The organism is Methylocystis sp. JR02 (assembly GCF_030063565.1).
GTDB classification, from domain to species: Bacteria; Pseudomonadota; Alphaproteobacteria; order Rhizobiales; family Beijerinckiaceae; genus Methylocystis; species Methylocystis iwaonis.
The window spans coordinates 1,179,911-1,194,259 of record NZ_JASIRC010000001.1 but is presented as its reverse complement, the minus strand read 5'-3'; the positions used below and the strand labels follow the sequence as shown (position 1 = coordinate 1,194,259).

Sequence of the window (14,349 nt, the reverse complement as noted above, 5' to 3'; positions counted from 1 at the left end):
CGCCGCGCGCGCCGTTTGGACCCCCATGGAATCACCGCCGTCATTGCGAGGAGGCGGAGCCGACGAAGCAGTCCAGGGCCGCATCGCTGCCCTGGATTGCTTCGCTTCGCTCGCAATGACGGGTTCTGCGCAAAACCAGCGCTGTTGTGGCTCTGGATTCCCGGTCGGGCTTTCAGCCCGCCGGGAATGACACGCGTCCGATGCGAGCTGTTCGAACGCAAATGGTGTCAGATGGCTCCCGACCCCGGAATAAACGCATCGAACGCCCGCCAGAACTGCCCGCGCAACTCATCGCGCTCCATCAAAATCTCATGCTTGGCGCCTGCGATGGTGAGCAGCGCGCCCGTGTCGAGATTTTGCGTGAAACGCTCCATGGCGGCGTTCGACACGATCTTCTCTCGGCCGGCTTCGAAAATCAGCGTCGGCGTGCGAATGGCGCGCGCGAATTCCGGCGCCTCGAAACGCTTCATCAGGCGGAAGGCGGCGTTGACCCAGCCGATCGTCGGATCGCCGATGACGAGCTGCGGCGCCGCCGCGATAATGCGCGCATTGCGGGCGAAGCGGACTGGATCGGTCGTGAGCTTGTTTCCCTCGAAGGCTAATTCGAGATAGTTGCGCCCGCCGCCGAAAGGGATGAACTGGCCGCCGAGGCCCAGCATATCGAGCGTATCGGCGAGCCATCGCGCGCCGCGCGGGAAAGCCAGATTGGCGAGGTCGACCATTGGCGCGATGAGCGCCATGCGCTCGAAAGGCGGGCGGGAGGAATGCGCCAGATCGAGCATGATGGCGCCGCCCATCGAATGGGCGAGCGCGAACCAGGGCTGCGGCCGGGGTCTCAGCACTTGCGCGACAAAGACGTCGAGGTCGCGCTGATACTGCGAGAAATCATCGACATGGCCTTTGCGCGGATCGGCAAGTTCGCGTTCCGAGCCCGCCTGTCCGCGCCAATCCAGCGCGACGACGTCGAATCCGCGCTTGCGCAGATTCTCTATCGTCTCGAAATATTTCTCGATGAACTCATTGTGCCCCTGGAAAACGGCGACCGTGCCGCGCGCCGTCGTCGGGCAGGGGAAGATCGCGGCGCGCAGGCGTCTGCCATCATAGGCCTTCAACTGCTGAACGATGGCGCCGTCGGGAATGGGATTATCTGACGTCGCGACCAGCTCGAGCATGTGTCCTCCGTGGCGATGGCGGCCCGAATCCAACCGCGCGACCATAGTGCATTTTCGCGCGGCGCCGGAACAGGCGGAAAGCTGTCACATCGAGCAGAGCGCCGCGAGCCGGTCAGGCTCCGCAAAGTTCATCTTGCCTGTCACAATGGCGGAGACGGCGCCGGAGGCGTCGAGGAAATAATGCAGCGGCGTCGCCACGCCGCCCCCCTTGGTCTCGCCATAGAAGGCGCGCGCGGCCTTCGCCTTGGCGAGGTCGGTTTTGCTTAAATCGCCGACGCGGTAGATTTGCCAGGGCAGGCCGTAGCTCTTGAACTTCGCGAGGTCCTTGGGGAAGTCTTTTGCGATCGCCGAAACGACGACGATGTTCCAGCGTTGCGGACAGGCTTTGGCAATTGCCTTGTAGCCGGAGACCTCCCCGAGGCAATTGGGACAACAATAGGCCCAAAGGGAAACAAGCGTCGGTTTGCCATTCGCCATGAGCGCGCGCAGATCGAGCGGGGCGCCTTTTTCGTCGACGAGCGCGACCTCCCGCAAGGAGGCTTTCATCTCCGCCTCTGTCACCGAGCGTTCGACCTGCATGCCAAGGAGCTCCGCGCGGGCAAAAGTGGCGGCGCAGCCAAAAATAAGAAGGAACGCAATCCGGAATATCATTGGCCGCTTCCGTAACGAAAGGGCGACGCTTTCGCGCCGCTCAGATTGCCGACAAAGTGGCGGTGACGCCCCTCGTGCTTCGAGACGCCTGCTGCGCAGGCTCCTCACAGCATGAGGAGCTTCTGCAACTTCGCCAAACACTTAGGCCTCATCCTGAGGAGCGAGCGACGCTCGCGTCTCGAAGGACGAGGCCGCCTCGGAGGTTTGTCAACGAACTGAGCAACGCTTTTGCGTCGCAGCAGCCGTAGCATGAGGGGCTTCTGTATCTGCGTCAAACGCTGAGGTTTGGGGATCGCGCCTCAAGCCGCTTCGTAGCCGCGCCAACAAAATCGGGGCGGCGCTTTCGCGCCGCCCCTGCTCTCAGAACTTCACCGTCATCCCGGCCACGAAATTGCGGCCCATGCCGGGCACGGGCCCGTAATTGCCCGGGTTGTTCGTGACCTTGGCCAAAGTGAAATAGCTTCCGCCGAGCGGCGAAAAATATTTCTGGTCGAAGACATTCTCTAACCCGAGGTCGAAACGCACATTGCCCCACTCATAGGCAGTGCGCAGATTGAGCAGAGCATAGCCGCCGGTCTTCAGCTCATTGCGCGCAACGGAGACATGCGTCTTGCTGTCGACGAGTTGCAGCTCGACGACGTTCGACCAGCCGCCGAGTCGATGCTCGATGGCGCCGCGCGCGTTGAGCGGCATGATGTGATAGAGGCCGTCGCCCTTGCGTGCATTCCTTGCCAGCATATAGCAATTGAAGCCCGAGAGGCCGCAGGCCGTGTAATCGGGCATTTCAAAGTCACGGCCGAAGACGTAGTTGATATTTCCGGACGCGAAGAACTGCCCATATTCCGGCGTCTCCCACAATTTCACGCGGCCCGAGATGTCGAAACCATAAATCTGGGCCTTGTGATTGCGGAATTGCAGGACCGGGAAGACGAGACCCGCAGGGCCGGTCGTGTTGCCGTAGCGCTCGGCGGTGATGAAGTTCTCGATATAGGTGTAATAGGGATTGGCGCGCGCTTCCCAATTGCCTCTCGGGTCCTTCCATTCGGCGGTGACGCCGAACGTATGAGCGACCTCGGGCTTGAGGTCCATATTGCCGGTATAGCCGTTGAGGTCGCCGAACCAATTGTTCATGGTGGTCCCCATCGCCACCGGCCAGGCATAGCGTTCATAGAGGCTCGGCGAGCGCGTCTTGCGCGAATAGCCCACCTCGTAGGCGCTCACTTCGTCGCGCTGGTAGCGCGCCTTCGCCACCATGTCGAAGTTCACATCCGTGCGCGAACGGTTGCGGCTGTTGAAAATGCCGGCCGTGATGGCGTCCGGGTTATTCATATACATGGGCATGCCCATCATCATGCCCATCGGAATTCTCGCGCGCGGGTCGTAGGGCGAGACATTGCCCGTATCCATCCACACGACGTCGTTTCGCACGCCCAGCAGGGTGGACCATTGCGGCGTCCAATTGGCTTCCCATTCCGCGAAATGACCGACGCGATTGCGATCGCCGTTGTTGATGTTCCAGAAGGTGAAGGGGCCCATCATCATCGAACGGTAGATGGGCTCCCACCAATCGTTCAGCCGGAAGCCGTGATATTCGCTGCCGAGCCTCAGAAGGTCGCGGCCGGAAAGTTGCGTGAAGGGGATTTCCGTCTTGATCGAATAGCCGAAATCCTTGCCGATGGTGTTCATCGGCATGTTCGACGGCTGCTTGTCCTGCAGGAAGCCCATCGTATGCGAGACATAGTGATAGAAGGCGCGCGCGTCGACCGTGCCCCAATCATAGGCGCCCTGATATTTGGCGTCCGCCGTATAGGCGCGGTTGCCGGTCATATCCATGCGCTGATTGGGGAAGCCCTGATAGGGAATATTCTCTATGGCGCCGCGCAACGAGAACAGGTGCCCGTTGTTCTGATAGGCCGCCGTGACCGAATGCTGCTCGGAGATGAAGTTGGTCGACAGCACCTTCCTGCCGTCGCCGCCCTGATGATAATCCGTCGCGCGCGACCAGGCGCCGTTGTAGAGCACGCTCCAATTCTCGTTGGCGACATTCGCCGTGCCCGAGACGGTGATGCCATTGTTGTTGGTGCGGAAGAAGGCCGAGATGGCGCCGGTGGCGAGGATTTCGTTCTGGGCGCCGAAGCGCAGGCCTTGGCCGCGGAAGGGCAAAAAGGGCGGATAAAGCGAGCCGAGCAGGAACGGACCCGTGGGCTCCACGACCGCCGGGGCGGCGGCGGCGCTTGGCGCGAAGGCGGGCTGCCGCGGCGTCACGAGAATGGAGCCGCCGATCGAATCGCCGCCCTTGCTCACCGGCATGACGCCGGAGTGCACTTCAATATTCTGGACGTTATTCGGATCGATATAAGAGAGCGGCGGATTCATATGGTTGGCGCAGGCCGAGGTCGCCTCGACGCCGCCAACGAGGATCTTCAGCCGATCGTCGGCCATGCCGTGAATGACCGGCAATCGGGAGACACCGCCCGCCTCGTACCAATTCACGCCCGGCGCATTTTGGAGGAGCTGCGCTGTGTCGGCGGCCGCCGGCAGCTCATTGGCGATCTCGCGCGGTCCGATGACGGTCGCGTCTTGCAGCTTGTCGGGCTGGGCGACAACCGTGTTGGGCCGCGGCGCGGCGGTGGCGGCGCCGCGACTGGCCGCGCCAACCGTAATTGCGGGTAGGGGCGTTTGCGCTTGGGCGTAGCCGAACAAGGCAAGAGCGATCGCGCCGGCGGATGCGCCGCGCGCCAAGACAAGACGTGACATGGGACAAATTTCTCCTGATCCGCCGAACGACGGCGGTTAGACTGGATTCGCGTTGGCTGGTTCCGTCAGGAGAAAAGCGGCGGCGCGCGCGCGGGATGGGCTGCTCGCCGCCGCGCGTGAGGCGTCGCAACGCCGCTGGGCAAGAAGAAGACGAGCCGGCTCGTAATGGCGGGCGCGACTTGAACGGACGGGCGCGCGTCGATCGCTGAAAAGACGCAGGCCAGACACGCGCTGCAATCATGGTCAGCGCTTGTCCCCGGCAGATGCGGCGCGCCCGCGCCCAGCGCGACGCCGGGACGCTGGCACTCCGCAGCGGCCATTGCCGAGCCGTGCCCGGAGCCGCCGCGCATCCACTGCGGGGAGCCAGCCTGCACGACAAGGAACAGCGTCATCGCCAGCGCGAGCGCGTGACGCGCCCAGCCGGCAATGACGACGCCGCTCCTATTCGCGCGGGAAATGTGGCCTCGAATCCGCATGTCGCGGATTTATGCTAAGGCGTTCGTGGCTTAGCTAGCGACTTAGGTCATATAAGAGTCGTATTTGCTTCAACTGTGTCTTTTCGGCAACCCTATTTTCGGCCAGCAACAAAAAGCCGGCCCTTGAACTCCCTCGAGCCGCTTCCCAAATCGAATTCAGCGCGGGCCGCACTGGACGCGCGAATAGGCGCGGCGCGATACGCAGCGCGCCGCATGTCGCTTCATACGGAGGATATGTCATGCGTCACTTCGATCTTTCGCCCCTCTATCGCCAGACCGTGGGCTTCGATCGTCTCTTCAATCTTCTCGACCAGGGCGGCGGCGTCGACGGCGCGTCGACCTATCCGCCTTATAATATCGAGCGCACCGGCGAGAACGCCTACCGCGTCACGCTGGCGGTCGCCGGCTTCTCCCGCGAGGAGCTGACGATCGAGACCAAGGAAAATACGCTGTCGATCAAAGGCTCCAAGGATCAGACTCCGCCCGCCCAGGGTCGTGAGATGCTGCATCAAGGGATCGCCGCCCGCGCATTCGAGCGACGGTTCCAGCTCGCCGACCATGTGGTCGTGACGGGCGCGAGCCTGGTCAACGGCCTGCTGCATGTCGATTTGGTGCGGGAAATCCCCGAGACGCAGAAACCGCGTCGCATCGAGATCGGCGGCGGCGCTCCGACCGCCAAGGTTGTCGAATCCAAGGCTGCGTAAGCCCGTTCGTCGATCGGTCCTACAGAGGCGCCCGCTCGGGCGCCTCTTTTATTTTGCCGGGGCGCGATACTCTTACGGCGTTTTCTGTGGCGTCTTGGCGCTGGGCGCCGCATGAGCCGTGGCGGTCGTCGGCGCCGATGGGGTGACGGCGGCGGCGCCTTCGGTCGCCTTCGGCGGGACGATGGCGCGATGCGAGGCGGCGGTCGAGCGCGCGGCGACAGCGCGCGGCGCCGGCGCCTTTGCCGCTGCGGTCGGAGATTTGGCGGGGTCGGCGAGCGACCCCGGCTGCGGTGGCTTGACGGCCTCCGCCTTGGTTTCGAGCGGCTTTTGCGCCGGAGCCGGTTTTGCTGGGGCAGGAGCCGCCTCAGGCGGCGTGGCCGCAGCCGGTTTTTGCGCCTCCGCCGGCTTCGGGGCCTCCTTGGCGGCCTCCGGCGCCTTGGGCGGCTCCGTCGGTTTGGCCGGTTCGGCGGGCTTCGAGATTTCGGCCGGCTTCGCCCATTCGATCGGCTTTTGAGCTTCGGCGGGCTTCGCGTTTGGAGTCGGTTGTGCGACGGCCGGGGCGTTGGGGGCAGGCGCGGGACGCGCCGCGCCGCTGGCAGGCCGCTGCGTCTGTTGGGCGGCGGGCGCCTCCGGGGCGGGCTGCGGCACGTGCAGGATACGCCCATTCCCGCGCCCTTCGTCGACCGGCGCGCGGTTTTTGCCGATCTCCTTGACGACCGGGTGGGAGCCGCCAAGCTGTGGAACGAATCCGTTATCGTCCGGGCGAGGACGCTCGGCGGCTGGCGGCGGGCCAAGCCGCACGGCGTGGAGGATCGCGCCCTCGAACGGGTCGATGAAAAAGCGCGTCTCGCCCTCGCGGCGGCTGACGCCCGTGGCGACGATCTGATCGCCGCGCCGGCCGAGCGGGCCTACGAGCTGGAAACCCTCGCGGGCGAGGATGCGCGCCACGGCACCGCGCGAGGCGAAGCGCGGCTCTCCGAAATCCTCGTCGTCCGGCGGCGGCTGATAGCTCCAGCTATAGGCGAAAGGGCGGAAGAAGAACTGCGCCGTCGCGGCGTCGGCGCCGATCCCGAAGGCCAGCGCGAGCCCAAGCGCAAGAGGGGTTCCCCATTTCGGCCAGGTAGAAGACATGCACACTTTTCCTTAAACCGTCGCCCCCTCACGCTTACCATCTTCTCCGGGATTGCGGCGAGCCTTGGACGCGCAACATTAATTGCCGGTAAGAACGGCGTCTCGGCGGGCAGTTGCTTGTCACCGGAGCATAAATCTGGCAAAAATCATGGGCGTCGATATGTCAGTGCTGCTGACCTTTCGGCGCCGTCGCCCTTCGATAGTCGCCCTTTTCCAACGCGCTGCGGTCAAAGCCGTCGGCGCTGGCCGAACGACCGACGATCGAGACGGTTTGGCGCGCCTCTTGCCTGAGGCGCGGCGGCCTGGCTTGAAGGGAAGGCGCAAGAAAGCGCGCGCAAGCAGGCGCTGGAGAGGGCGCAAGCGCGCTTCTATCCACCGCGAACTTGCTCTATGCAGTTTTGGAAAAACGAATGTGACGAGGCGCCGGCCGCAGAAACACGCCGCGCCGCGTCGGGGAGACGCCGCCATGACGAAGGTCGTTGATAACGCCGTGCAAGAGGCCCTGGGCCAAGAGATCGCCATCGGGCGCGATCCGGCCCTGCCGGCCGCGCAGGGGCTTTACGATCCGTCGAAAGAGCACGATGCTTGCGGCGTCGGCTTCGTCGCCAATATGCACAATGAGCGGTCGCACGCCATCGTCGAGATGGGCCTGCAGATCCTTCTCAACCTCGACCACCGCGGCGCGGTGGGCGCCGACCCCAAGCTCGGCGACGGCTGCGGCATTCTCGTCCAGATCCCGCACGAGTTCTTCAAGGCGGAATGCGCCAAGCTCGGCTTCCAGCTTCCGGCCGCCGGCGAATACGCCATCGGCCAGTTCTTCATGCCGCGCGATCCGGAAATGCGCGCCAAGGCGCGCGAGATTCTCGATGCGCAGATGAAGGACGAGGGCGTCGTCGTGCTCGGCTGGCGCGATCTGCCGGTCGATTCGAGCGATCTCGGCGAAGCGGTGAAGGCTGTCGAGCCGCATCATATGCAGCTCTTCGTCGGCCGCGGTCCCGACGTGAAGGACGAAGCGGATTTCGAGCGGCGCGTCTATCTCGCGCGCAAGTCGTCTTCCAACGAGATTTACAAGCTCGAGAACGGCCGCGAATTCTATTCGGTCTCGGTCTCGACGCGCACCATCGTCTATAAGGGCATGGTGCTGGTCTCGCAGCTCGGCGAATATTTCCGCGACCTCAAGGACCCGCGTTTCGTCTCGGCGATCGCTCTGGTGCATCAGCGCTTCGCGACCAACACTTTCCCGTCCTGGCGCCTCGCGCATCCTTACCGCTTCGTCGCGCATAACGGCGAGATCAACACGCTGCGCGGCAACCTCAACTGGATGGCGGCGCGTCAGGCGTCGGTGTCCTCGCCGCTCTTCGGCGATAACATCACCAAGCTCTGGCCGATCTCCTATGAGGGCCAGTCCGACACCGCCTGCTTCGACAACGCGCTCGAATTCCTGGTGCGCGGCGGCTATTCGCTGGCGCATGCAGTGATGATGCTGATCCCCGAGGCCTGGGCCGGCAATCCGCTGATGGACGACGACCGCCGCGCCTTCTACGAGCATCACGCGTCGCTCATGGAGCCGTGGGACGGCCCCGCCGCCATGGCCTTCACCGATGGACGCCAGATCGGCGCGACGCTCGACCGCAACGGCCTGCGTCCGGCGCGCTATCTCGTCACCGACGACGGCCTCGTGGTGATGGCGTCCGAAATGGGCGTGCTGCCGATTCCGGAAGAGAAGATCGTCACCAAATGGCGCCTGCAGCCGGGCAAGATGCTGCTCGTCGATCTGGAGCAAGGCCGCATCATCTCCGACGACGAGATCAAAAAGGAACTCGCGCTCTCGCATCCCTACAAGGAATGGCTGGCGCGCACGCAGATTCAGCTCGAGGAGCTCCGGCCCGTCGAGGCGCGTCCGGCGCGCGCCGACGTCACGCTGCTCGATCGCCAGCAGGCCTTCGGCTACACCGAGGAAGACCTTTACACGCTGATGTTCCCCATGGCCGTCACCGGCCAGGAGGCCATCGGCTCCATGGGCACGGACACGCCGGTGTCGCCGCTCTCCGACAAGGAGAAGCTGCTCTACACCTATTTCAAGCAGAACTTCGCGCAGGTGACCAATCCGCCGATCGACCCGATCCGCGAAGAGCTGGTCATGAGCCTCGTCTCCTTCATCGGCCCGCGTCCGAACATTCTCGACCACGAGGGTTCGGCCAATAAGAAGCGGCTCGAAGTGCGCCAGCCGATCCTCACCAATGAGGATTTGGAAAAGATCCGCTGGATCGGCATGGTGGAGGACAGCTTCGACACCAAGACGCTGGAAATTTCCTATGATTCCAGCAAGGGCGCGGCGGGTATGGGCAGCGCCATACAGCGTCTGTGCCAGCGCGCGGAAGAAGCCGTTTCCGGCCGTTACAACATCATCATCCTCTCCGACCGCATGGCTGGGCCGGACCGCATTCCGATTCCGGCGCTGCTCGCGACGGCGGCGGTGCATCATCATCTGATCCGCAAGGGCCTGCGCACCTCGGTCGGCCTCGTGGTCGAGACCGGCGAAGCGCGCGAAGTGCATCACTTCGCCTGCCTCGCGGGTTACGGCGCCGAGGCGATCAATCCCTATCTCGCCTTCGACACGCTGGAGGCCTCGGCGGGCGAATTCCCGGCGGACGTCGACGCGGATACGGCGATCAAGCGCTACATCAAGGCGGTCGGCAAGGGCCTGCTGAAGGTCATGTCCAAGATGGGCATTTCGACCTATCAGTCCTACTGCGGCGCGCAGATCTTCGACGCCGTGGGCCTTGCGCAGAGCTTCGTCGACGAGTTCTTCACCGGCACGACGACGCGCGTCGAGGGCGTTGGCCTCGACGAGATCGCCAAGGAGACGGTGCGTCGCCATCGCCTCGCTTTCGGCGACGCGCCGGTCTATCGCGACGCGCTGGACGTTGGCGGCGATTACGCCTTCCGCACGCGCGGCGAAGCGCATAGCTGGACGCCCCAGACCATCTCGCTGCTCCAGCACGCTGTGCGCGGCAATGCGCAGGAGCAGTATCGCGCCTTCGCCAAGGCGTTGAACGAGCAGGACGAGAAGCTGCTCAATCTGCGCGGCCTGTTCCGCATCAAGAGCGCCGACGAAGACGGCCGCAAGCCGGTTCCGCTCAATGAGGTGGAGCCCGCTTCCGAGATCGTGAAGCGATTCGCGACCGGCGCCATGTCCTTCGGCTCGATCTCGCGCGAGGCGCACACCACGCTCGCCATCGCCATGAACCGCATCGGCGGCAAGTCGAACACGGGCGAGGGCGGCGAGGAGCCGGATCGCTTCAAGCCCATGCCGAACGGCGACACCATGCGCTCCGCGATCAAGCAGGTCGCGTCCGGCCGCTTCGGCGTGACGACGGAATATCTCGTCAACGCCGATATGATCCAGATCAAGATGGCGCAGGGCGCGAAGCCCGGCGAAGGCGGCCAGTTGCCCGGCGACAAGGTCGATGCGGTGATCGCCAAGGTGCGCCACTCGACGCCGGGCGTCGGCCTCATCTCGCCGCCGCCGCACCACGACATCTATTCCATCGAAGATTTGGCGCAGCTGATCTTCGATCTGAAGAATGTGAATCCGAAGGCCGGCGTCTCGGTGAAGCTCGTCTCCGAAGTTGGCGTCGGCACGGTTGCGGCGGGCGTCTCAAAGGGCCGCGCCGACCATGTGACGATCTCCGGCTATGACGGCGGCACGGGCGCTTCGCCGCTCACCTCCATCAAGCATGCGGGTTCGCCCTGGGAGATCGGCCTCGCCGAGACGCATCAGACGCTGGTGCTGAACGGCCTGCGTTCGCGCATCGCCGTGCAGGTCGACGGCGGTCTGCGTACGGGCCGCGACGTCATCATCGGCGCGCTGCTCGGCGCGGACGAGTTCGGCTTCTCGACGGCGCCGCTCATCGCTGCGGGCTGCATCATGATGCGCAAGTGCCATCTCAACACTTGCCCCGTCGGCGTCGCGACGCAGGACCCGGTGCTGCGCAAGCGCTTCGCCGGCCAGCCGGAGCATGTCATCAACTACTTCTTCTTTGTCGCCGAAGAAGCGCGCGAGCTGATGGCGCAGATGGGCTATCGCAGCTTCGACGAGCTCGTCGGCCAGATGCAGATGCTCGACAAGACCAAGGCTCTCGCTCATTGGAAGGCGCAGGGCCTCGACTTCTCGAAGCTCTTCTACAAGCCTGAGGGCGAGGGCGCGGCGATCCGCCATTCGCAGTCTCAGGACCACGGCCTCGACAAGGTTCTCGACAACAAGCTCATCGCGGAGGCGCGGCCGGCGCTCGACCGCGGCGCGAAAGTGTCGATCGAGACCTCGATCAAGAACGTCGACCGCACCACGGGCGCCATGCTCTCGGGCGAGGTCGCGCGTATCTATGGTCACACGGGCCTGCCGGAGGACACGATCAACATCCGCGCCGTCGGCACGGCCGGGCAGAGCTTCGGCGCCTTCCTCGCGCGCGGCGTGACGCTGCAGCTCGAAGGCGAAGCGAACGACTATGTCGGCAAGGGCCTCTCGGGCGGCAAGCTGATCGTCTATCCGTCGCGTGACGCCAAGAAGATCGATCCCTCGAACTCGATCATCGTCGGCAATACGGTGCTCTACGGCGCAATCGCGGGCGAGTGCTATTTCCGCGGCGTCGCGGGCGAGCGCTTCGCGGTGCGCAACTCCGGCGCCGTCGCGGTGGTCGAGGGCGCGGGCGACCATGGCTGCGAATATATGACCGGCGGCGTCGTGGTCGTGCTCGGCCAGACGGGGCGTAACTTCGCGGCCGGCATGTCCGGCGGCATCGCCTATGTCCTCGACGAGGACGGGAGCTTCGCGAGCCGCTGCAACCTCGCGATGGTCGATCTCGAGCCCGTGAGCGCCGAAGAGACGCTCATGACCGAGAATTACCATCAGACCGGCGATCTCGAGACGCATGGCAAGGTCGATGTGATGTCGGATATGACGCGCTTCGACGCCGAGCGCCTGCGCCAGCTCATCGAGCGGCACCTGCGCTACACGGGCTCGACCCGCGCGCGGCAGATTCTCGACGATTGGGAGAACTATCGCGGCAAGTTCCGCAAGGTGATGCCAATCGAATACCGCCGCGCGCTGACGGAGATGGCCAAGAAGGCGCAGCCGGGGCGGCTCAAGGCGGCAGGCGAGTAACAGGACGGGGGGCTTGCCCCCCGAGCCTAAAATCAGACAAACGGGTTCTCGATTTTTAGTTGATCGAGGATCTGCCCATTATGCAGGTCCTCCGTATAGAGCGTCCGGCAGCCCGCTAATTTAGCTGCCGCCACGATCATGGCGTCATAGATTGCAAAATTGTAGCGCTCGGCAAGAGCGACGCCGGTCTGGTGCGTTTCAAGGGTAAGGGGAACGATGTCGAGCGTCGCTCGAAACGATTCTAAACTCGCCTTCACATTCTGCCACGAAGCATTGTGTTTGCGCCGAGAAACGGCGGCGAACTCGTTCAGAACCTGAATGCTGACGACGCCGCCGAGCGCTATCAACTCCTCTGAGATATCCGCTTTGGCGCCGGGGCTCGTGACCGCATATAGAAGGACATTCGTATCGAAGAAGCTTCTATTGCTCTTCGTCATATGCGTCTTCGCGTTTGAACCTGTAATCGGCCGGGATCATCCCGCGAAGGTTCCGGAGAGCAGCGATCGCCTCGGCGCGAGCGCGGGCTTTTTCGTCGATCATCGACTCGACGGTGATTGATACCTCGTCGCCTTCCTTCAGGCCCTTCTCCCGCACGAGGTCGGCGGGCAGGCGCACGGCAAGGCTATTTCCCCATCGTGAGACGCGCATTGGGTTCTCCGGATATACGCTTTCCAAAATGTATATCTCCGCGTGTGTCTTGCATAGCATCAAATTAGCGCGGCTTACTCGCTTGACGGGGCCGAAGCGAAAGCGTTTAGAACTCCTCACGAAATCACGCAGTGGGCTGAGCAGACGGCGGACTGGCGGAATTCGAGCTTGATCCGGCTGCTCTCAACCAGCCGGAGCCCGATGCGAAAGGTGGGATGCGATATGGGCAAGGTCACGGGCTTTCTCGAAATCGACCGGCAGGACCGCAAATATAAGCCGGCGGCCGATCGCATTCGTCACTATGACGAGTTCGTGATCCCGCTTTCCGAAGAGGCGACCAAAAGCCAGGCCGCGCGCTGCATGGATTGCGGCATCCCGTTCTGCCACAATGGCTGCCCGGTCAACAATCAAATCCCCGACTGGAACGACCTCGTCTATCACGGCGAGTGGAAGCGCGCGCTCGCCAATCTTCACTCCACCAATAACTTCCCCGAGTTCACCGGCCGCATCTGCCCCGCGCCCTGCGAGGCCTCCTGCACGCTGAACCTTCAGGACCAGCCCGTCACCATCAAGACGATCGAATGCGCGATCGTCGACCGCGGCTTCGAGCAGGGCTGGGTTGTCCCAGAGCCGCCGAAGCGCAAGACGGGACGGCGCGTCGCCGTCGTCGGCTCGGGCCCCGCGGGTCTCGCCGCTGCGCAGCAGCTCGCACGCGCCGGCCATGACGTCCATCTCTACGAGAAGAACGCCAAGGCCGGCGGTCTGCTGCGCTACGGCATTCCAGACTTCAAGATGGAAAAGCACCTCATCGACCGCCGCGTCGCGCAGATGGAGGCCGAGGGCGTCGTTTTCCATTACGGGGTCAATGTCGGCGTCGATATGAATGTCCGCGACCTCGTCGCCAGCCATGACGCGGTGATTCTCGCTGGCGGCGCCGAGCAGCCGCGCGAGCTGCCGATCCCCGGGCGCGAGCTGCGCGGCGTGCATGTCGCCATGGATTTCCTGGCTCAGCAGAACCGCCGCGTCGCTGGCGAGCCGCTCACGACCAACGAGCCAATCTTCGCGACCGGCAAGCATGTCGTCGTCATCGGCGGCGGCGATACGGGCTCGGACTGCATCGGCACCTCGGTGCGCCATGGCGCGCTGTCGGTGACGCAGCTCGAAATCATGCCCAAGCCGCCGGAGAAGGAAAATAAGCTCCTGACCTGGCCGGACTGGCCGCTCAAGATGCGCACCTCCTCCTCGCATGAGGAGGGCTCGGCGCGCGAGTTCTCCGTGCTGACCAAGGAGTTCATCGGCGAGGGCGGCGCGGTCGAGGGGCTGCGCTGCGTGCGGGTCGACGGCAAGATGCAGGAGATTCCCGACAGCGCCTTCACGATCAAGGCTGATCTGGTGCTGCTCGCCATGGGCTTCGTCTCGCCGATCAAGGAAGGGCTCCTCGAACAAAGCGGCGTCGATCTCGACGCGCGCGGCAATGTGGCGGCGGATACGCGCGCCTATAAGACATCGCGCGAAAAAGTATTCACGTGCGGGGACATGCGGCGCGGTCAATCGCTCGTGGTGTGGGCCATTCGCGAGGGGCGCCAATGCGCCCATGCGGTCGACCTGCATTTGATGGGCGAAACAAATCTGCCAAGGTGAGAAAA

General features: G+C 63.9%; 10 protein-coding genes. 3 read left to right on the top strand and 7 right to left on the bottom strand.

Annotated features, from left to right (window positions below):
• Nucleotides 1-227: 227 nt before the first annotated feature.
• From QNA11_RS05700 to QNA11_RS05685, 4 genes are all read right to left on the bottom strand, one after another.
• Entirely contained in the window at nt 228-1,172 is a 945-nt protein-coding gene (locus QNA11_RS05700) for an alpha/beta fold hydrolase (protein WP_283482278.1), read from the bottom strand.
• 84 nt (nt 1,173-1,256) lie between these two features.
• Nucleotides 1,257-1,823 (bottom strand): TlpA family protein disulfide reductase, encoded by a 567-nt coding sequence (locus tag QNA11_RS05695; protein ID WP_283482277.1) that lies wholly within the window; start codon nt 1,821-1,823, stop codon nt 1,257-1,259.
• A gap of 360 nt (nt 1,824-2,183) precedes the next feature.
• Entirely contained in the window at nt 2,184-4,580 is a 2,397-nt protein-coding gene (locus QNA11_RS05690; protein WP_283482276.1) for a TonB-dependent receptor, read from the bottom strand.
• 65 nt (nt 4,581-4,645) lie between these two features.
• The gene (locus tag QNA11_RS05685) at nt 4,646-5,056 is read right to left on the bottom strand and encodes a hypothetical protein (RefSeq protein ID WP_202071588.1); all 411 of its coding nucleotides are present in this window, start codon (nt 5,054-5,056) and stop codon (nt 4,646-4,648) included.
• 239 nt (nt 5,057-5,295) lie between these two features.
• Here QNA11_RS05685 and QNA11_RS05680 point away from each other — a divergent pair, with 239 nt between their 5' ends.
• Nucleotides 5,296-5,760 (top strand): Hsp20 family protein, encoded by a 465-nt coding sequence (locus tag QNA11_RS05680; protein ID WP_283482275.1) that lies wholly within the window; start codon nt 5,296-5,298, stop codon nt 5,758-5,760.
• Between the two features lie 72 nt (nt 5,761-5,832).
• On the opposite strand, the gene QNA11_RS05675 is transcribed toward QNA11_RS05680, so the two are convergent.
• Nucleotides 5,833-6,891 carry a hypothetical protein gene (locus QNA11_RS05675; RefSeq protein ID WP_283482274.1) on the bottom strand — a complete coding sequence of 353 codons (1,059 nt, stop codon included), beginning with the start codon at nt 6,889-6,891 and terminating at the stop codon, nt 5,833-5,835.
• A gap of 466 nt (nt 6,892-7,357) precedes the next feature.
• Here QNA11_RS05675 and gltB point away from each other — a divergent pair, with 466 nt between their 5' ends.
• Nucleotides 7,358-12,055: a glutamate synthase large subunit gene (gltB, locus tag QNA11_RS05670; RefSeq protein ID WP_283482273.1), complete on the top strand. Its 4,698-nt coding sequence runs from the start codon at nt 7,358-7,360 to the stop codon at nt 12,053-12,055.
• A gap of 32 nt (nt 12,056-12,087) precedes the next feature.
• Here the strand turns inward: gltB and QNA11_RS05665 are convergent, their stop codons facing one another.
• Both QNA11_RS05665 and QNA11_RS05660 read right to left on the bottom strand, forming a co-directional pair.
• Entirely contained in the window at nt 12,088-12,492 is a 405-nt protein-coding gene (locus QNA11_RS05665; protein ID WP_283482272.1) for a PIN domain-containing protein, read from the bottom strand.
• Nucleotides 12,476-12,703, bottom strand: a complete 228-nt coding sequence (locus QNA11_RS05660; RefSeq protein ID WP_283482271.1) for an AbrB/MazE/SpoVT family DNA-binding domain-containing protein — start codon at nt 12,701-12,703, stop codon at nt 12,476-12,478. The genes QNA11_RS05665 and QNA11_RS05660 overlap by 17 nt, the downstream gene beginning before the upstream one ends.
• Nucleotides 12,704-12,925: 222 nt before the next feature.
• Between QNA11_RS05660 and QNA11_RS05655 the strand changes: the two genes are divergently transcribed.
• Nucleotides 12,926-14,344 carry a glutamate synthase subunit beta gene (locus QNA11_RS05655; protein WP_283482270.1) on the top strand — a complete coding sequence of 473 codons (1,419 nt, stop codon included), beginning with the start codon at nt 12,926-12,928 and terminating at the stop codon, nt 14,342-14,344.
• Nucleotides 14,345-14,349 lie beyond the last annotated feature (5 nt).